Origin of the sequence: Burkholderia catarinensis, from assembly GCF_001883705.2 — a bacterium.
Classification (GTDB): Bacteria; Pseudomonadota; Gammaproteobacteria; order Burkholderiales; family Burkholderiaceae; genus Burkholderia; species Burkholderia catarinensis.
On record NZ_MDEQ02000008.1, the window covers coordinates 272,309 to 289,290 of the forward strand.

Consider the following 16,982-nt stretch of genomic DNA (forward strand, 5'->3'; position numbering starts at 1 on the left):
CTGACGTCGTCGCCTGGCCGGGCGAACGTCGACCGACGAAGCATCCATGAGCAAACCGATCCTGTACCTCCTCGCCGGCAACGGCAGCGCGGCCGACTGGTGGGACGATGCGTTGCCCCACTTCCGGCACTACCAACCCGTGCCGCTGGAACTGCCGGGCTTCGGCGACAATCCCGCGCCGCCCTGCGAAGACCTCGCCACATACGCGCAAGCGCTGCTGGACGCGACCGAACCGGGCCACGCGATCATGGCGGTCGGCGTGAATGCGCTGCTGGTGCTGCACGCGTTGCAGCGGCGCCCCAGCCACTTCGCCCGCAGCGTGCTGCTCGCACCGGTCGGCGCGTTCCTGTGGGAACGGCGCCTGCCGAAGCTGATGGCGCCGAAGCCGCTGCGCAAGACCATCCACTGGCTGCTCGTGCACTACCCGGCGCTGTTCGCCCGCAAGTTCTCGAACCTGACCTGGACGCGCGCGCAATACCGCCGCATGGGCGCCGGCTATGCGCGCTGCCGCGCGTTCCTGCCGCACTGGGATCTCGTGCGCGCCGATACCGCGCTGCCGCTGCTCGAGTGGGTCACCGATCGCATCGAACTCGTATGGGGCGACCAGGACAACGTGCTCGGCGTGCGCCAGGCCGCCGCGTGGTCGGCGATCCTCGCGCGCGCCGATCTCACGGTCACGCTGCAGGCCGGCTGGGGGCACTATCCGTGGATCGATGCGCCTGCAACTTTCGCGCAGTGGCTCGAGGCAGGCGACGCCGGCTTCGTCGCGCACACGAAAGGCGGGCGCCTGGCGCTGGCCGCGATGGCCGGGCTGCCCGTGCCGCCCGCGCTGTCGCTGACCCGCGCCGACGATCCGCGCCTGCCCGGCTTCCTCGCGAGCCAGCCGGACGCCGTGTGGGCGATCCGCTCGTCGAGCCACGGTGAAGACCAGGCCGATGCGGCCAATGCCGGCCTGCACACCACGTTCCTGCGCGAGCCGGCGTCGCAGGCGGCCGCGCGCGTGGCCGAGCTGCTCGATGGCGGCCTCGAGGAGGCGGTCGTGCAGCGCTTCATCACGCCCGTGCTGTCCGGCATCGCGTTCGTGCGGCATCTCGCGGTCGAAGTCGAATGGGTGCAGGGCCACCTCGAAACGCTCGCCGACGGTCAGGCGAGCCCGCAACGCGCGATCCTGTCGCGGCTCGGCGAGCCCTGGCAGAGCGGCACGTTCCCGGCCGCGCACGGCCTGACCGCGCAGCAGCTGTGGACCTTCCTGCAACGCGTGCTGCGCGCGTTCCATTACGTGCCGGGCGATGTCGAATGGGCGTGGGACGGCCACCGGCTATGGCTGCTGCAGTACCGCCCGATCAGCAGCTACGGCTGGCACCGGCACCTGACCGCCGCGAACATCGCCGAGATCCTGCCGCCGCAACCCAGCCGGCTGGTCGAGTATGCGCAACGGCGCGCGGCCGGCAGCATCCCGGCCATCATGGCGCGCTGGGATGCGCGCGTGCTGCGGGATAACGAACCGTTCACCGCGCTGTACGGCGGCGCGTCGTACATCAACAACGACCTGTTCCTGGCCCGTCTGGCCGACTGGGGCGTATCGGCCGGCAACTACAGCGGCGAGATCGGCGGCGCGACGCCGCCGCTGCGCTGGCGCCCGCTGCGGCTGCTGCGTTCGCTGCCGGTGTTCTGGCGCATGCTGCGGGTCGCGCGCGCTCACCTGACGACGCTCGAGCGCGGCTTGCAGCGCTTCGACCGGGAACTCGCGACGCTCGTCGAACAGCGCGCCGACGGCCGGCAATTGGCCGACTGGTTCACGCGCTTCTACGTGTTCGTCGTGCAGGGCAACCTGTGCATCGCGGCCTCGCTGGCCAGCAGCGGCGGCGCACTATGGGGGCGTCCGCCGACCGTGTACGGCCGGCTCGACGACAGCCCGCACCGCTTGCCGTGGGAAACCGATCCGGGCACCGTGCGACCCGCGGCCACGGACCTGCCGCTGCAGGCGTTTCCCGACTGGCCGCTGCCGATCCGCGTGCTCCACACGCTCGGCGCGCCCGGCATGCGCGGCTGGTATCTGCAGGTACGCGAGTGGTATCGCGACAACCTGATGCGCGTGTTCTTCCGCCTGCATCATGCGATGCCGGCCGCCGACCGCGACGCGTGGTTCGCGCCCCATCCCGAGCGCCGCGAACGCAACGGCAGCTTCTGGCAGGACGGCAGCGAAGGCACCGACGAGGCGACCGGCTTCATGATCTATCCGGGCCACACGCAGGGCGTGCTCGGCCACGACATCCTGCTGGAAGACACGCTCGACCCGGGCCGGCATGCGCAGTACCAGGCCGCGCGCGCCGTGATCGCCCGCATGGGCGGCCGGCTGTCGCACGGCGCGACGCTGCTGCGCGAATTGCGCAAGCCGTCGGCCGTGCTGCCGCGCGTCGATGCGGCGTGGATCGGGCGCGAAGTGCGGCTCAGCGACGGCCGGCTGACGCTGGTCGAGTAGGCGCGGCGCGCCGCGGCTGCCACGTGCCGGAATCGGTACTCATCGGTATTCGTCGGTATTCGTCGGTATTTGTCAGCGCAGCGGCGTGCGGATTTTTCCGTCGACCTTCAGCGTGCGCCTGTCGTGCGCGGCCTCGTATTCGACCGTCTGCGCCGGCGTGACGGCGCCATACGACCGGCCGTTCACATAGACGACGCCGTCCCGCAGTTCGACCCGGTCGCCGTTGACCGTCGCGGTGGCCCGTTCGCCCTGCAGCACCGCGCCCGAGCAACCGGCGGTCGAGAAGCTGCGGACCGACATGCCCGGCATCGCGGCGTTGCCGCCCTGGTCCGCCGCATGCGCCGCGCTGCAGGGCGGCGCATCCATGCTGCCGGCAGCGTAGAGCGGTCCCGTGCTGATGCCGCACCCGGCAAGCAACGCGATCGTCATCGGCAACAGCCTGTTCATGGTGGTCTCCGTGATCCGTGGACCTGGATCGATGATCGGCCGACGTCACTGCACGCAGGTCGGCCGGATACGCCAAGTATGCGTCCACGTCACCGCGCTCCGCCATCCGCGCCAATACCGCTCACCGGCCCCCCTCACGGGCAGATCCCGCCGGCCTTTTTTGGGTTCTTCGTGGATTCCGTGGAGGTCGCTTGCCGACCCACTGCAGCCCTTCGACGCCGCCTGAATCAACGGCGGCTTGCGCGGTACACCGGCTATTTCCGCCATCGTCCACACCGGCGGAAGTTGGGTCCTTACCTGCGGTTCACGCGTTCGTGATAATTCCCCAACTTCCGAGCCGAAGCCCTTGGCGTGCGGGCACCTTGGAAGGCCGCCTGACGGCAGACCAGTTGAGAACTGCTTGACGCTTTTGCAGTCGCCAGAGTTCCCTGGGCCCAAAGCGTCAATCGCCCCGCCTCTTAATACCGCCGGTCAACAAAGAGATCGCGGTACGCAGTAGATCGTCGATGTGATCGACATCCAGTCGAAGGCTGTCGGGGCGCCACATCAGGCTGATAACGCCATTCATCATCGCCCACAGCGCCGTTGAGGCATGTTCCGGTTCAACGTCGGCATGCACCCATCCTTCGTCGATGCCTCGTCTGAGCAAGACTGCCAATTTGGCGTTTTGTTGCCTGATCAAGGCAGCAATGCGCGTGAGCGCCTCCGGCTCATCAGGTGGTTCGATAAGAATACGGAATTGATGAGGGCGCTCCTTGGCGAACCTCGCATAAGCAACTGCCACACAACGTAGCTTCTTCTCCACATCACCATCGGATGCATAGGCGGCGTCCATGTACTGGCGGTTCTCTTCCAATGCGCGCTCCGCTACGGCAATGAGCAACGCGGAACGGCCACCTACACGGTTGTAGAGCGTCTGCACCGCGACATCCGCCCGGGTCGCAACCGCTTCAGGCGTGACCGCGGCCAGCCCGCCCTCCATCAGCAAAGCCTCGGCGGCTTGCAGGATCGCCAGCCGGGTCGCGGCTGTCCGGCGCTGAGTTCTCGATTCCATGCGGGGTTTTCCCTCATAAAATGGAATGCATTCCAAATATAGAATGCGTTACAACAATGGATTTAAATCCATTCTCTCACACCTTGGAGGGACACATGGCGGGACGAACAAACGTGGAGTTCGTGGCGGGCGATCGCGGTGAACGTTGCCGTGGCTGGCTGTACGAGCCTCCCGGGACTGGCCCGTTTCCCGTCATCGTGATGGCGCACGGCCTGGGCGGGATCAAGGAGATGCGGCTCGACGCCTATGCGCAGCGTTTTTGCGCGGGCGGCTACGCGTGCCTCGTGTTTGACTATCGACATTTCGGCACGAGCGACGGCTCCCCTCGTCAATTACTCGATATCAATCGTCAATTGGAGGACTGGTCGAGTGCGATTGCTTTTGCACGCGAGAACCGCAACCTGCGTCCGGATCAAGTGGTCTTGTGGGGAACATCCTTCGGCGGCGGTCATGTGATTTTCTCCGCAGCACGCGACCGGACTATCGCCGCTGCCATCGCGCAATGCCCGTTCACGGACGGGGTCGCGTCGTTGTTCGCGTTGAACTGGCGTAGCGCGCTCAAGGTTACCGCGCTCGCTCTATGCGATGTACTGCTATCCCTCGTCGGCATGGCGCCGGTGATGTTGGCGACAGCAGGTCCGCCCGGTTCTGCCGCATTGATGACCGCGCGCGATGCGCTGGACGGTTATCTCGCGCTTGTGCCTGACGGTACCGCATTTCGCAATCAGGTCGCGGCACGCTTCGGCCTGAACATCGTTCGGCACCGCCCCGGTCGCAAAGCAGGCGACATTTCCTGTCCGATTCTGTTTTGCGTTTGCGAAGCCGACTCCGTCGCTCCGGCGGGGCCGACGAAACGGTATGCCAGGCGCGCGCCCAAAGGGGAAGTGCGCGTGTATCGGGCCGGCCACTTCGACATCTATGTGGGCAAGGACTTCGAACAGGTGGTCGCCGACCAGCTGGCATTTCTCCACCGTCACGTTCCAACGAAGCAAGGAGGCGCGCATGTCAACTTATAAGCTGGCGAACAAGGTGGTGGCCATTACCGGTTCCACCGGAGGCCTGGGATCGGCCTTGGCCGAAGCGCTGCACGCACGGGGGGCGCGCCTCGCACTTTTCGATCTCGAGGCAGACAGGCTCACGGCGCAAACTCGCAGCTTCGGCCACCCTTCTGACGTTCTTGGCTGGACCGCCGACGTCCGCGATTTCGAAAGCCTGGAAGCCGCAATGGCGAATGCGGCGGATCACTTCGGTCAAATCGATGTGGTCATCGCAAACGCGGGCATTGACACCATGGCCCCAATGGCCACCATCGACCCGGCCGCGTTTGATCGTGTCATCGACATCAACCTCAACGGCGTGTGGCGTACGTTCCGAGCCGGCTTGCCATACGTCCAGCAACAGCGCGGGTACATGCTGGCGATTTCGTCAATGGCCGCGTTTGTGCATTCGCCGCTACAGGCGTCCTATACGGCCAGCAAGGCGGGCGTCTGGGCGATGTGCGACAGCATCCGTCTGGAGCTTCGTCATCTGGGAATCGGGGTCGGCAGCGCGCATCCGACGTTCTTCCCGACGCCCCTGATGGACGATGTCGTTGCCGATCCTGCCGGCCGGGCATTGTGGCGAGGCAACGATCGAGGCTTCTGGAAGATGATCCCGCGAGAGCAGGTCGTGCGGGATATCGTGGCAGGCATTGAGCGGCGCGCGGACATGATCGTCGTACCAAAGATCAACACCATCGTGGCCAAGGCACCCGGCTTCTTCAGGCGCTTCGTCGAACGCGCTGGCTTTCGCAGCGAGGACATTGAACGCGCCATCAGTCTGGCGTCGGCAACTGGCTGGAACGACTCGGCTGCGTACGCTCCAGCGAAATGAATGGCATCCGGTGGTCGCAGGAACCGATCGGCTTCGCGTGATCAGCGGAGCCGATGGCCCGGCATCCATCGCCCCCTGTTTGCGCAGCAATGGAAATCCAATAGCAGAGGAGCAGTACAAAGTGGCTTACGATCTTCAGGGAAAAGTCGTGCTTATCACGGGTGCTGCAGGCGGCATTGGCGCTGCGACCGCGCGTGCGTTGCATGCATGTGGAGCACGACTCGTTCTAACCGATGTGACGCAGGCTTCAGTGGACCGCCTCGCCGCGGAATTTGACTCCGAGCGCACGCTCGCCTTGGCGCTAGATGTCACCGATGCTGCCGCCACCAAGGCGGTCGTGCAACACGCCGTCGATAGATTCGGGCGCCTCGACATTGCGTTCGCCAATGCTGGCATCTCATGGCACGATGCGCCCGCCACCGTGTACAGCTGCGATGAACAGGAGTTCGAGCGAATCGTCGAGGTCGACCTGCTCGGTGTTTGGCGCACGATCAAGGCTGCATTGCCGGAGATCGTGCGCAATCGAGGCCAGGTCCTGGTCACCGCTTCGGTCTATGCGTTCGTGAACGGCATGGTCAACGCGCCTTACGCAGCGTCCAAAGCCGGAGTCGAGATGCTCGCGCGCTCACTGCGCGCCGAGCTAGGGGGCACCGGGTCCACCGCGAGCGTGCTCTATCCGGGTTGGGTGGCTACAGCAATTGCCAAGATCGGCTTTGGCGGAAATGCGCTAGCGACGAAATTGATTGAAAAAGGGTTTCCTGCACCGTTGCGGCGACCGATACAACCGGATGACGTCGCCAAGGCCGTCATAAAAGGGCTGCGAGCCCGCCAACCGCGCATCGTCGCCCCGTTCCGGTGGGCACCGTTTTCGTGGACGCGAGGAATCTTCAACATCGTGACCGACTGGCATCTCGGGCGACAACATGAAATGCATAAGTTGATGCGCGAGCTTGAGCGCGCTCGAGACCGACAAAGCTAGCGCGAGTTCTGAGCGGTATGTTGGCAGCGACTCGCCCTTGCGCCAGCGCTCCCACATTAACGCCCTCTGGGTGTCTGTATAGTAGATCCGCCGTCTCTGTTTCATGGCAACACTCCTTGCTGCTATGCAGCCTCAAGTGTGTTGCATCGACGGGTTGAATCCGCAACCCATTGCGGTCGGTCGTAAGATCGCGGTCCCTTCGTCGCTTCTTGAAGTACTGCGGTCATCCGACGGCCGGTCTTTTTGGTCGGGCATCGGCCAACACAGTCAACAGCTCCGCAGAACCTTATCGACTTGGCGTACGCCGACTTCCGAGTCATTGGATTTGAGGAAGCCGCGTCAGAGAGAGATTGCGCCGGAAGCTGCTTGTATTGCCGCGGCAATCTCGTCTTCGCTGCGCCCCCCATTGATGGCAATGCTTCCCCCAAAGACGAAGTGAGGAACCGAACGGACACCGGCATTGGCCGACTTGAACGCTTCCGCTTCGACGCGATGGTGCTGTTCAGGATCAAGAGCGATGGCGCGCGCCTGATCGCGGTCAAAACCGTAGTCGATGGCAATGTCGGCCAGCACGTCCGCGTCGGCGATGTTCTTCGCTGCGATGAAATAAGCATGGGTGATTGCAACTGCGAGCCTGTGCTGCGTGTCAAGCCCAGCGGCTGCCAGAATCACGGCATGAGCAGCTTGAGTCGGATAGGTCCAGAGCTGGCGGCCAAGATCCAAGTCGAAGCCCGAAGCGCGGGCTTCTCCTTCAGGGCGAGCAAAGGCGATTTTTGGATCGGTTATGCCGTAGCGCGAGCGCAGCAAATCAGGAATGTAGAGGCCGCCTGCCGGCGCATCTGGCAGTAGCAGGACTGGATGCTGCCGAATGTCAACAGCCAGGTTGGGGAAACGCTCCGCCAGCACTTTATCGAGACGGTGATGCCCGACGATGCACCACGGGCATGTGATTTCAGTATGGAGGTCTATTTGCATGACCATGTTCCGGCGATCTGATCTTCGCGCTATGAATTTGAAGGTAGTTCGGCATCGATTCCGGTCAGTTGAACCGATACGTCCCACAGTCGTCTTGCGAGTTCTGGATTCCGCGCGTCCTGAGACGGAGTGCATTCGCCAGAGGGGCCTCGCAATTCGGAAGTTTTCGTCGGCCCGTAATAGCCGCCGGACTTTATTTGTCCGGTCGCCGCTTGCAATGCACCCCACGCGCCCTGAGCCGGCGTGTTGAAAAACGGGCCGATCAATGACATTGCGATGTTGCCCCACCAGCTATCGCGCGCAAGGTTGGTTCCAGCAAGGCCCGGATGGCAGGCCACTGCCGTAACAGGTGTACCCGCCGCTCGCAGTCGCCGATCCAACTCAAAGATAAAAAGCAGATTCGCAAGCTTGCTGGCTGCATAGCGAGGCATCCACTTGTAACTCTTCTCCGCATTAAGATCGTCCCACTCGATCTTCGCGTCCCTGTGCAGACCGCTGCTCGTGACAACGATGCGCGACCCGGATGTTTCCGTGAGCTTGGGCAACATGAGCGCGGTGAACGCAAAGCAACCAAGATGATTGACGCCGAATGTCAGCTCGAAGCCTTGCACCGTGTGCTTGAGCTTCGGCCCTTGCACGCCCGCATTATTGATGAGCGCGTCGATGCGCGGTTCCTTTTCGGCCAGTTTTGCTGCGCTCCGCACGCTCGTCAGATCTGCGAGGTCAAGCGGCAAGAATGCGAGATTCGCTTCAGATGTCTTCAGACGAATCCGGCTAATAGCTGCTTCCGCTTTCCGCTCGTCACGGCACGCGAGAAGCACCCTGGCTCGCCGCGTTGCCAACGTACTCGCTATTTCAAAGCCTATGCCGGTGTTGGCGCCGGTGACGATAAAGGTCTTTCCCGATTGATCGGGTACATCAGCATTGGTGAATCCGCTCATGGCGTGAACCTTGTCGAGACGTTCCTGGGTCAATGGTTAGCGATGCCTGGCGCGGCACGCACGAACTTCTTGTCGGTCACTTGGTCAACCAAGAACTTCGCAAGATTGCCTCTGGAGAGCTTCATGCTGAGTTTGGTCTTTCCATACCAACCCACATCCACGCTGCCATCGGCGGGGCCATCCTCGAGGTTAGGAATGCGTACCAGTGTCCAGTCGAAGTCCGAATTGGCGATCAATTCGCCAGTCGCCTTGATGTCCTCATACCCCTTGCGCGCGATAACCTTGAACAACAGCGCGAACGCATGGGTTTTGAAGGCAAAGCTATCCTTGGGATCACGATAGGCAGCCGTAGAAATCTGGATAAGACGGCGCACACCTGCGTGCTTCATCGCGGCGATGATGTTGGTCAAGCCGTGCATGATCGGCTTATCGCCTTGCACCTTGAGACTGTTGGGACCAAGGGCGCTAATGACCGCATCGGCACCTTGTACGCACTTCGCAATGGCGCTTTGGTCTTGCAGGTCGCCGACAACGATTTCGACCCTTCCCGCGAACGACGCGAGTTTCTTTGCGTCACGCGTATAGACCGACAGGTTGTAGCCCTGCTTCAAGGCTTCCTCGATGATGTGCGTTCCGGTCGGCCCGGTCGCACCGAACAGCGCGATGGTTTTTTTCCCGGCCATGAGGTCACGCAGCCTTCGCCAACAAGGCTTTGATGGCCGTTTCGGTGTTGGCGATTGCGGCCTTCGCCGCATCGGGGCCGAGGACCGTGCCTTCGACACGCACCGCTTCAACGTCGGTCAGGCCGATGAAACCGAGCAGGTGCAGCAAATAGTTGGTCTGAAAGTCGAACGGTGCCCAAGCACCTTCCGAGAACACGCCGCCGGTAGCGGTAACGAGATAGACCTTCTTGCCGGTCAGCAGCCCCTTCGGCCCAGTATCGCCGTAGCCGAAGGTGACGCCCGGCCAGGTGACGTGATCGAACCAAGCCTTTAGCTGCGAGGGCAGACCGAAGTTGATCATGCCCGAACCGAGCACGATCACATCGGCGACCTTCAACTCATCGACCAACTCTTGCGCGACCTTCACCGCCTCGACCTGTTCCGGCGTGCGATCTCCGGGCGACGTGATCCGGCCCTGGATGTAGGCCGGTGCGATATGGGGCGGAGGATTCGCGGCAAGGTCGCGCACGGTCAGCGGGCCGCCCGAGCGGGCCTGGATGCCATCGGTGATTTCGGTGGCAAAGCGGGTGGAAAGGCTGTCAGCCCCGCGCGGGCTGGAAGTGACAAGTAGGGTGTGGCTCACGGCGGCTCCAAGGTATAAAAAGAGAACTAAGTAAGATGTTGACCCTTACTTACCAATTCATACAAAGGATGGTATGGTTCCTGCCGTTTCCCCACAAGAAGGCACACGCATGTCACTTAGTCACCCCGAGCTACCTGCCGATATGCCTGCACCTGACGCTGGCGGCTGCCTGGCAACTCGTGAAATCCTGGATCGCATCGGCGACAAGTGGAGCCTCTACATTGTCGCTATGCTGGCCAATGGCCCGCGGCGCTTCAACGAATTGAAGCGCGGCATCGACGGCATTTCCCAGCGGATGCTGACACTGACCTTGCGCGGACTGGAACGCGACGGACTGATAACGCGAACGATGTATCCAACGATTCCTCCGCGCGTCGATTACGAACTCACTGACATGGGAAGAACGCTGTTGAAGCCTGTCATGGCGTTGGTCAACTGGGCGAGCGAGAATCAAGTCGCCATTGCTGAGGCGCATAAACGTTTTGACGAGGAGCCGGAGCCAGATCAGGTCTCGATTCAGGGCGTTGTCTACCAGCGTCGATAGACGAGTCCAGGCCGTAGGCTTGTGCAGACACAGCGGCGAAATCCAACCGCCAGCTCGCGTTGGGACCTGCCCCAACGCGGATCTTTCGTGGGGTGAGAAGGCGCTGCATTTTCCGATCTATCCAACCAACAGTCGGCCACGGCCGATCGAAAAAGTCGCATAGCATGACTGGGTGTCCGCTCCCTGAGCCACCCGGGACGCCTCAACGTCTCGCCGTCGACGCAAACCAATGACGCTTCCTGGCCGAATGCCGACGGCCCTCCCCGCGTTCCCCGGCAATCTGCGATGAACCTTTTTCTGGCCCCCGGATCCGCTTCAACGTCGGCCCCGGAAGCGATACCAGGGCAACCGGTTCGCCGGAAAAATCCGCCTTGATCAAGTTGCGACCCGCAACTATTATTGATTGCGATACGCAACCTTTCCGGGCCGACCATGGACCTCATCGATGCTCCCGCCAAGCCTCGCGACGCAACCATCCTCGAGCTGCGCGACTTCTCCCGCAAACTGGTTCGCGAGCTCGGCTTCATGCGCGCGACGCTGGCCGACAGCGACTGGGCGCCTTCGGCCGTTCACGCGATCCTCGAGATCGGGATGGCGCCCGGCATCAACGCCCGCGATCTGGGCAACATCCTGCGGCTGGACAAATCGAACACGAGCCGGCAACTCTCGCGGCTCGAAGCAGCCGGTGTCGTGGAACGGCGCGTGTCGAGCGACGATGCGCGCGCGACCGAGCTGTACCTGACCGCCGCCGGTAAAAAGCTCCAGAAAAGAATCGACACGTTCGCGACGGATCAGGTGTCGAATGCGCTGCGCCGCATGATTCCCGCCGACCAGCAGGCGCTGCTCCGTTCTCTCGCGCTCTATGCCGATGCGCTCGCGCAAGACAACGCCGCCAAGGCGCCCGCCGCCGTACCCGGCGCCCCGCTGCCGATCCGCGAAGGCTACCAGCCGGGCTGCATTGGCGATATCGCCAGCCTGCACGCACGCTTTTATTCGGAGCACTGGGGATTCGGCGCCTTTTTCGAAAAGCGGGTGGCAACCGAGCTTGCCGAATTCGCAGCGGCGCTGCCGGCCGACGGCAAGGCGCTCTGGCTCTGTCAGGAGGACGGACGGACGCTCGCGTCGCTCGCGATCGACGCAGACACGGCGACCGGCGTCGCACACCTGCGATGGTTCATCGTGAACGAGGCGTTGCGCGGGTCGGGCGTCGGGCGTCAGCTGATGACGCAGGCCATGCGCTTCGTCGACGCGCAGCGGTTTCGCGAGACCTACCTGTGGACATTCAAGGGTCTCGATTCGGCGCGCCATCTGTACGAGTCGTTCGGCTTTACGCTGACCAGCGAATCCGCGGGCACGCGTTGGGGAACCGAGGTGGTCGAGCAGCGCTTCAGCCGGCCCGGGCCATCCGGCTGCTGAGGTTCGACGGACTGTCGCCGCGCGGCCGTCGTCGCAACCGGCATCGAGCCGTGGCCCGGGCAGCTCATGCCCATCATGGCTGCCGACGTATCGTCGAACACGTGCAACCCGTCGATCGCCGAGCCGTCGCGTCCCATGCATCGCTGAACCGGTAGCCGAGGCCGGGTGCGGTCGACTACGAAGCGCTGCTGCCGTTCGACTGGGCGCAGGCGCTCGACCTGCTGGACGGCCGGCAGCGTTGAGAGCCCGCCCAGCCGTGCGAACATCGCGACGAATGCGTTCGAGGGCCGTCCGGTGAACTATCGCAGCGCCGGCTCCGCCGCCAGCGCGTCGTCCACGAACCGGATCACGTCGTCGAGCGACGACGTGCACACGGCACCGTCAGCGAGCTCCCGGAACGCGCCGTCCGGCCCGAAGCAGACGAGCGGCTTGCGCCAGCGCCGCGCGAGCGAAATCTCCTCGGCCGTGCCGTGCCCGCCCGGCAGCGCGACGATCAGGTCGCTGCTCAGCACGTTCACGTAGTTGCGGTTGATCGTCCGCGGATCGGCGCCCGGTTCGCGGCGCGGCAGCGGCGTGAGGATCGGGATGTCGACGAACGGATGGGGATAGCCGTCGAGCGGCACGAAGCCCGCGAGCGGATCGGCCCGCGTCGGCAGGATGCCGATCGATCGGCCGGCCCGCCCCGGCACGCCGGCGAACGCGCGCGCGACCGCCAGCATCACGCCCTGCCCGCCGCCCGTCAGCAGGCTGAAGCCGGCCTGCGCGAGCCACGCGCCAAGCGGTTCCGAAAACGCGAGCCACGGTTCCTTGCCCGAGCCCATCACGCCGATCGTCTTGTTTTTCTGTTGCATCGTGGCTTCCGGTGAAATCGTGGCGGTACGCGCGGGCATCGTGCTCATTCGAGTTCGACGCCCTTGAGCTCGGGAATCAGGAACAGCGTCGCGACCATGTCGAGCACGTAGAGGCCGGCGAGCAGCGCGATGGCCGTCTGGAACGAGTAGTGCGCGGCAAGCGCGCCAACCGCGACCGGGCCGAAGCCGCCGACCGCGCGGCCGATATTCCACAGCACGTTCTGCGCGGTCGCGCGCGCGGCCGTCGGATAGCCTTCCGACATCAGCGTCCCGTAGCCGCCGACCATCCCGTTGACGAACATCCCCATCAGCGCGCCGGCCCACAGCATCGCCGTCGGGTCCGACAGCCGCGCATACGCGATGACCGTCGCGACCGAGCCGAGCTGGTACAGCAGGAACGTCGGCTTGCGCCCGATGCGGTCGGCCAGTTGCCCGAACACCCAGACGCCGATCATCATCCCGACGACGGTCGCCGCCGTCCACAGCCCCGACTTCGTCAGCGAGAAGCCCATCTGTTTTGACAGGAAGGTCGGCAGCCAGATCATGATCCCGTAGTAGCCGAAGTTCTGGACCGAACACAGGATCACGATGCCGAGGCTCGTGCGCGCGGTACGACGATCCGCGACGAGCATGCGGAACCCGTTGGACTTCGGCTGCGTCGCGCGCTGCACGAACGCTTCCGGCTCGTGCAGCTTGTTGCGCATCGCCCACGCGAGCAGCGCGGGCAGCACGCCGACCAGGAACATGCCGCGCCAGCCGATATGGAGCAGCAGGAGCGGCGTCAGCAACGCGGCCAGCAGCACGCCGGCCTGCCAGCCGAGCGCGACGTAGCACGACACGCGGGCGCGCTTGCTGGCCGGCCACGCTTCCGCCGCGAGCGCCATGCCGATCCCGAACTCGCCGCCCAGGCCGATGCCCGCGATGGTGCGGTAGACAAGCAGATCCCAGAAGCCGCGCGCGAACGCGCACAGCCCGGTGAAGATCGCGAACAGCAGGATGGTCCAGGTCAGTACGCGCACGCGCCCGTAGCGGTCGCTCAGCGCGCCGAACAGGATGCCGCCCGCAACGGCGCCGATCAGCGTCCACGTGACCAGCGCGCCGCCCTGCCCGGGCGTCAGGTGCAGCGCCGCCGTGATCGCGGGCAACATGAAGCCGAGGATCAGCAGGTCGAAGCCGTCCATCGCATAGCCGATCGCCGACCCGGCCAGCGCTTTCCACGCGTATGGCCCGACCTGCTCCACGCGCGGGGCCGACGGGCCGCCGAGCGCCGAAGATTTCATGTTTGCTGCCATGGTGTCCTGCCACGAATGTCCGGCGACATTCTAGGGTCTGTTTACATATGGAACGCGCATGCGTTGCCACGAGAACGGCCGCTCGCGAGGCGCGTGACGCCGCGAATACTGACGTATTCGCAAGGAGCGCAACGCGGCGAGCGGCCGTTCTCGTGGCAACCCCAAATTATAAAATTCATGCCACGGGAATGCCCGAAATCGCCCGTATGGCGGCGTCGCTCGTCGCTTGTTTGGCTCGGCCAAACGGCGCTCCTCACTTCTTGCCCTACGAGCGATTTCGGGCATTCGCATGCGCGTTCCATATGTAAACAGACCCTAGGCCTGTGCCCGCGAACGACGGGCTGGCGGACATGCCGGCGGCAGTGGTCCGGGCGCGCGTCAGCGCCCGCTTCCGGGACGGCAGGCGGGACTCCGCGGGCAATGAACGGGAAAACGGCGATCCGGTGTCGGCGGCGAAGCCGGCGATGTCGCGCTCAGGCCGGACACCGGATGAAAGACAGCGGACTGGCGAAGCGTTGCCGGCCGGCCCGCTTGCGCGAACCGGACGGCGCCGGGCGCCGTAGCGGCGCGGCCGGCTTCAGCCCTGATCGTCCCCGGGCCACCAGGTCTTGGCCTCGCGGTCGACGACGAGCATGTCGAGATTCTTGCCTTCGAGCCACTTCGGCCGCGGGCCGCGGCCCGACCACGAACGGCCGGTCGTCGGATCGTAGTACTTGGCAAGCGCCTTGCGTTTCCGCTGGACGATATAGCCGAGCGCGCTCAGCACTTCTTGCTGCGAAATTCCCAACAGCTCGACCTGTTCCTTGAATGCCGCGAGTGCGGCCTGCTTCTCCTTCTGCTTCGCGTCCGACAGCTTGATGTTCAGGTCCCGAAGTTGTGCTTCGAGTTCCTGCAGAGCCTGGGTCATGTATTCATCCTCTTTGGGCATGTTTTTGCAAAAAACTCCGATGGCCGAACCTACCACGAAGTTCCGCCGCTCGGTGCTGTCATATCGGTGATTCGTTTGCCTGAGCCGGCACGGCTTACGCGATGCGCACTAAACGACGTCGTGCGTCAATGACAGACCGTCCGGGCCGGGCCCGCAACGCGCGGCGCGCCGCGTACGCATGCAAGGCGAACGGCTGCGGAAACTGATCGCCGCACCTGGCACCGGCGCGGCATGGCGCGAATAATAGCAGTGCGCGGCGTCGCGTTGCAGAAGTCTGCCGACCGGCGTCGCTGCGGGCCCGCAGTTTACCGGCCGGCGTCGAGAGCGTCCCACCCGATCCGGTCGAACAGCGCGCGCAGCTTCGCGCCGCGCGCCGCGTTCAGCGCGGCCGCATGCGCGACGCGGCCGGCGAGATACGCTCGGAAATCCGGGTGCGCGTCGCGGTTCTGCGAGGCCGGCCCGCTCCGGACGCAGTTGGTCAGGATGGCCTTGAGAAGATCGAACTCGTCGCGCGCCAGATTCGGATGACGATTGACCACCACGCCGGCCAGTTGCTGGCGTGTGCCGCGCCGCATCACGCGCGTCTTGCGCAGCTGCAGCGCGAAGCCTTCCTCGAGCGCGATCGCGGCGACCCTCACCTGCAGCCGCTCGACGTCGCGCGCGAGCGCGCCGCCGCCCGAGAACGCGAGATCGTCGGCATAGCGCGTGTAGGTCGCATCGAGCGAACGCGCGAGCGCGGCGAGCCGCATGTCGAACCGGAACGCGCTCAGGTTCGCCAGCGCCGGCGACGTCGGCGCGCCCTGCGGCAGGTGCCGTTCGCGATAGCGCTGGCGGCCGATCCAGTCGAACCGGTCGCGCAGGTCCGGCGCGAGCAGCCGCGCCGACGGCACGCGATTGGTGCACAGCCCGGTGAGCGTGCGCGCGACTTCGGCCGGATACCCGAGCGTCGCGAACAGCGCATGGACGCGTGCGGCGCGCACCGACACGAAGAAATCCGCGAGATCGAAACGCACGACGACATCGCGATCCGCGTGCGGCGCCGCGAACGACACGATCCCGTGCCCCTTGCGAAAACCGTGTGCCGCGCCGTGCGGCGCAATGCGATCGAGCAAGCCGTGCAGGATGCGGCGCTGCGCTTCGCGCAGCCGTCCCTTCGGGATTTCGACGAGGCGGCACCCGCCGCTGCGCTTGTCGACCGCGACATACGTGTAGTGATGCAGCGGCGTGGCGCTGCTGCGCGCGTCGACACGCCAGTGGTCGGACAGCCAGTCGAGTTCCGGCGCGCTCAGCCCGAGCCAGCCTGCGAGATCGCCCGGCGTCGCCCATTGCGGCACGTCGCAGCCGGCGAGCGGTGCCGGCAACGGCCGCTGGACCGGCGGCCGCCGCACGATGCGGATCACGGCCGGCCGATGATCGCCGTACCAGGCGCGCACGAACGCGGGCGCATCGGCCAGGACCGCCGCAAGCGCGTCGATCTCGACGTCGGCCCAGTGCGCACCGAAGCGCGCGAGCGCGGCATCCGCGCATTCGTGCGCCCACGGCTGCGCATCGCCGAGCACGGCTGCCATCCGCGCGATGACACTCCCGCGCTCGGGCGACCCGGCGAGCATCGCCTCGGCAATCGTGCGGGTGGTGTCGCGCAGGGATGAGTGCATTGACGGAGATGGGCGGGACGATGAGTCAACGTGACTGGTGCTGCGAGAGCTGTCGTTGCGCAACGCGCAACTCGGGCACTTGCGACGCATCGGGGTGTCGATCTCATCCACGGGGTAGCCCCGTAGTCCTGGAACATCGATTGCCTGTTCCGGGGGTGTGCTTGACCCACCGCCCCGCGTCGCGACTTTAATGGCCGCGCAGGCCGCGTGTCAAACGCGGCGGCGTGCCGAATCGCGTTGC

Annotated in this window: 16 protein-coding genes; 6 read left to right on the forward strand and 10 right to left on the reverse strand. The window is 64.8% G+C overall.

The genetic code is table 11. The features are described from left to right. Positions 1-46: 46 nt before the first annotated feature. On the forward strand, positions 47-2,482 hold the full coding sequence (locus tag BFF94_RS15650) for a PEP-utilizing enzyme (RefSeq protein WP_219139522.1): 2,436 nt from the start codon (positions 47-49) through the stop codon (positions 2,480-2,482). Between the two features lie 72 nt (positions 2,483-2,554). Here the strand turns inward: BFF94_RS15650 and BFF94_RS15655 are convergent, their stop codons facing one another. Further along, positions 2,555-2,929 (reverse strand): S26 family signal peptidase, encoded by a 375-nt coding sequence (locus BFF94_RS15655; RefSeq protein ID WP_128842739.1) that lies wholly within the window; start codon positions 2,927-2,929, stop codon positions 2,555-2,557. Positions 2,930-3,371: 442 nt separating this feature from the next. After that, a complete protein-coding gene (locus tag BFF94_RS15660; RefSeq protein WP_128842738.1) occupies positions 3,372-3,983 on the reverse strand; it encodes a TetR/AcrR family transcriptional regulator in 612 nt (203 codons plus the stop codon). 95 nt (positions 3,984-4,078) lie between these two features. Between BFF94_RS15660 and BFF94_RS15665 the strand changes: the two genes are divergently transcribed. The 3 genes from BFF94_RS15665 to BFF94_RS15675 all read left to right on the forward strand — a co-directional run bounded on the left by BFF94_RS15665 (position 4,079) and on the right by BFF94_RS15675 (position 6,834). Next, the gene (locus BFF94_RS15665; RefSeq protein ID WP_128842737.1) at positions 4,079-4,999 is read left to right on the forward strand and encodes an alpha/beta hydrolase; all 921 of its coding nucleotides are present in this window, start codon (positions 4,079-4,081) and stop codon (positions 4,997-4,999) included. After that, positions 4,986-5,855, forward strand: coding sequence for an SDR family NAD(P)-dependent oxidoreductase (locus BFF94_RS15670; protein ID WP_128842736.1), 870 nt, complete (start codon positions 4,986-4,988; stop codon positions 5,853-5,855). Before BFF94_RS15665 ends, BFF94_RS15670 begins: the two co-directional genes overlap by 14 nt. 121 nt (positions 5,856-5,976) lie before the next feature. Beyond that, a complete protein-coding gene (locus tag BFF94_RS15675) occupies positions 5,977-6,834 on the forward strand; it encodes an SDR family NAD(P)-dependent oxidoreductase (protein WP_128842735.1) in 858 nt (285 codons plus the stop codon). Between the two features lie 339 nt (positions 6,835-7,173). Here the strand turns inward: BFF94_RS15675 and BFF94_RS15680 are convergent, their stop codons facing one another. The 4 genes from BFF94_RS15680 to BFF94_RS15695 are packed head-to-tail and all read right to left on the reverse strand — an operon-like array spanning position 7,174 to position 10,055. Next, positions 7,174-7,809, reverse strand: coding sequence for a DsbA family oxidoreductase (locus tag BFF94_RS15680; RefSeq protein ID WP_246637325.1), 636 nt, complete (start codon positions 7,807-7,809; stop codon positions 7,174-7,176). Between the two features lie 29 nt (positions 7,810-7,838). Next, positions 7,839-8,750 carry an oxidoreductase gene (locus BFF94_RS15685; RefSeq protein WP_128842733.1) on the reverse strand — a complete coding sequence of 304 codons (912 nt, stop codon included), beginning with the start codon at positions 8,748-8,750 and terminating at the stop codon, positions 7,839-7,841. 29 nt (positions 8,751-8,779) lie between these two features. Beyond that, the gene (locus BFF94_RS15690; RefSeq protein WP_128842732.1) at positions 8,780-9,433 is read right to left on the reverse strand and encodes an NAD(P)-dependent oxidoreductase; all 654 of its coding nucleotides are present in this window, start codon (positions 9,431-9,433) and stop codon (positions 8,780-8,782) included. A 4-nt stretch (positions 9,434-9,437) separates the two neighbouring features. Then, positions 9,438-10,055, reverse strand: a complete 618-nt coding sequence (locus BFF94_RS15695) for an FMN-dependent NADH-azoreductase (RefSeq protein ID WP_128842731.1) — start codon at positions 10,053-10,055, stop codon at positions 9,438-9,440. A 109-nt stretch (positions 10,056-10,164) separates the two neighbouring features. Here BFF94_RS15695 and BFF94_RS15700 point away from each other — a divergent pair, with 109 nt between their 5' ends. After that, on the forward strand, positions 10,165-10,599 hold the full coding sequence (locus BFF94_RS15700) for a winged helix-turn-helix transcriptional regulator (RefSeq protein ID WP_042302855.1): 435 nt from the start codon (positions 10,165-10,167) through the stop codon (positions 10,597-10,599). Positions 10,600-11,031: 432 nt separating this feature from the next. After that, on the forward strand, positions 11,032-12,015 hold the full coding sequence (locus tag BFF94_RS15705) for a bifunctional helix-turn-helix transcriptional regulator/GNAT family N-acetyltransferase (protein WP_128842730.1): 984 nt from the start codon (positions 11,032-11,034) through the stop codon (positions 12,013-12,015). 299 nt (positions 12,016-12,314) lie between these two features. On the opposite strand, the gene BFF94_RS15710 is transcribed toward BFF94_RS15705, so the two are convergent. The 4 genes from BFF94_RS15710 to BFF94_RS15725 form a co-directional block, all read right to left on the reverse strand. After that, positions 12,315-12,866: an SLOG cluster 4 domain-containing protein gene (locus tag BFF94_RS15710; protein ID WP_246637326.1), complete on the reverse strand. Its 552-nt coding sequence runs from the start codon at positions 12,864-12,866 to the stop codon at positions 12,315-12,317. A 44-nt stretch (positions 12,867-12,910) separates the two neighbouring features. Continuing rightward, positions 12,911-14,158: an MFS transporter gene (locus BFF94_RS15715; protein ID WP_128849445.1), complete on the reverse strand. Its 1,248-nt coding sequence runs from the start codon at positions 14,156-14,158 to the stop codon at positions 12,911-12,913. 577 nt (positions 14,159-14,735) lie between these two features. Continuing rightward, positions 14,736-15,065: an H-NS histone family protein gene (locus BFF94_RS15720; RefSeq protein WP_128846989.1), complete on the reverse strand. Its 330-nt coding sequence runs from the start codon at positions 15,063-15,065 to the stop codon at positions 14,736-14,738. A gap of 326 nt (positions 15,066-15,391) precedes the next feature. Beyond that, positions 15,392-16,741 (reverse strand): reverse transcriptase family protein, encoded by a 1,350-nt coding sequence (locus tag BFF94_RS15725; protein WP_219139524.1) that lies wholly within the window; start codon positions 16,739-16,741, stop codon positions 15,392-15,394. Between the last annotated feature and the right edge of the window lie 241 nt (positions 16,742-16,982).

Excerpts from the sequence above, each read along its gene's own strand:
- BFF94_RS15650 (WP_219139522.1), top strand. The coding sequence starts at position 47 with ATGAGCAAACCGATCCTGTACCTCCTCGCCGGCAACGGCAGCGCGGCC.
- BFF94_RS15655 (WP_128842739.1), bottom strand. The coding sequence starts at position 2,929 with ATGAACAGGCTGTTGCCGATGACGATCGCGTTGCTTGCCGGGTGCGGC.
- BFF94_RS15660 (WP_128842738.1), bottom strand. The coding sequence starts at position 3,983 with ATGGAATCGAGAACTCAGCGCCGGACAGCCGCGACCCGGCTGGCGATC.
- BFF94_RS15665 (WP_128842737.1), top strand. The coding sequence starts at position 4,079 with ATGGCGGGACGAACAAACGTGGAGTTCGTGGCGGGCGATCGCGGTGAA.
- BFF94_RS15670 (WP_128842736.1), top strand. The coding sequence starts at position 4,986 with ATGTCAACTTATAAGCTGGCGAACAAGGTGGTGGCCATTACCGGTTCC.
- BFF94_RS15680 (WP_246637325.1), bottom strand. The coding sequence starts at position 7,809 with ATGCAAATAGACCTCCATACTGAAATCACATGCCCGTGGTGCATCGTC.
- BFF94_RS15685 (WP_128842733.1), bottom strand. The coding sequence starts at position 8,750 with ATGAGCGGATTCACCAATGCTGATGTACCCGATCAATCGGGAAAGACC.
- BFF94_RS15690 (WP_128842732.1), bottom strand. The coding sequence starts at position 9,433 with ATGGCCGGGAAAAAAACCATCGCGCTGTTCGGTGCGACCGGGCCGACC.
- BFF94_RS15700 (WP_042302855.1), top strand. The coding sequence starts at position 10,165 with ATGTCACTTAGTCACCCCGAGCTACCTGCCGATATGCCTGCACCTGAC.
- BFF94_RS15705 (WP_128842730.1), top strand. The coding sequence starts at position 11,032 with ATGGACCTCATCGATGCTCCCGCCAAGCCTCGCGACGCAACCATCCTC.
- BFF94_RS15710 (WP_246637326.1), bottom strand. The coding sequence starts at position 12,866 with ATGCAACAGAAAAACAAGACGATCGGCGTGATGGGCTCGGGCAAGGAA.
- BFF94_RS15715 (WP_128849445.1), bottom strand. The coding sequence starts at position 14,158 with ATGGCAGCAAACATGAAATCTTCGGCGCTCGGCGGCCCGTCGGCCCCG.
- BFF94_RS15720 (WP_128846989.1), bottom strand. The coding sequence starts at position 15,065 with ATGACCCAGGCTCTGCAGGAACTCGAAGCACAACTTCGGGACCTGAAC.
- BFF94_RS15725 (WP_219139524.1), bottom strand. The coding sequence starts at position 16,741 with ATGCACTCATCCCTGCGCGACACCACCCGCACGATTGCCGAGGCGATG.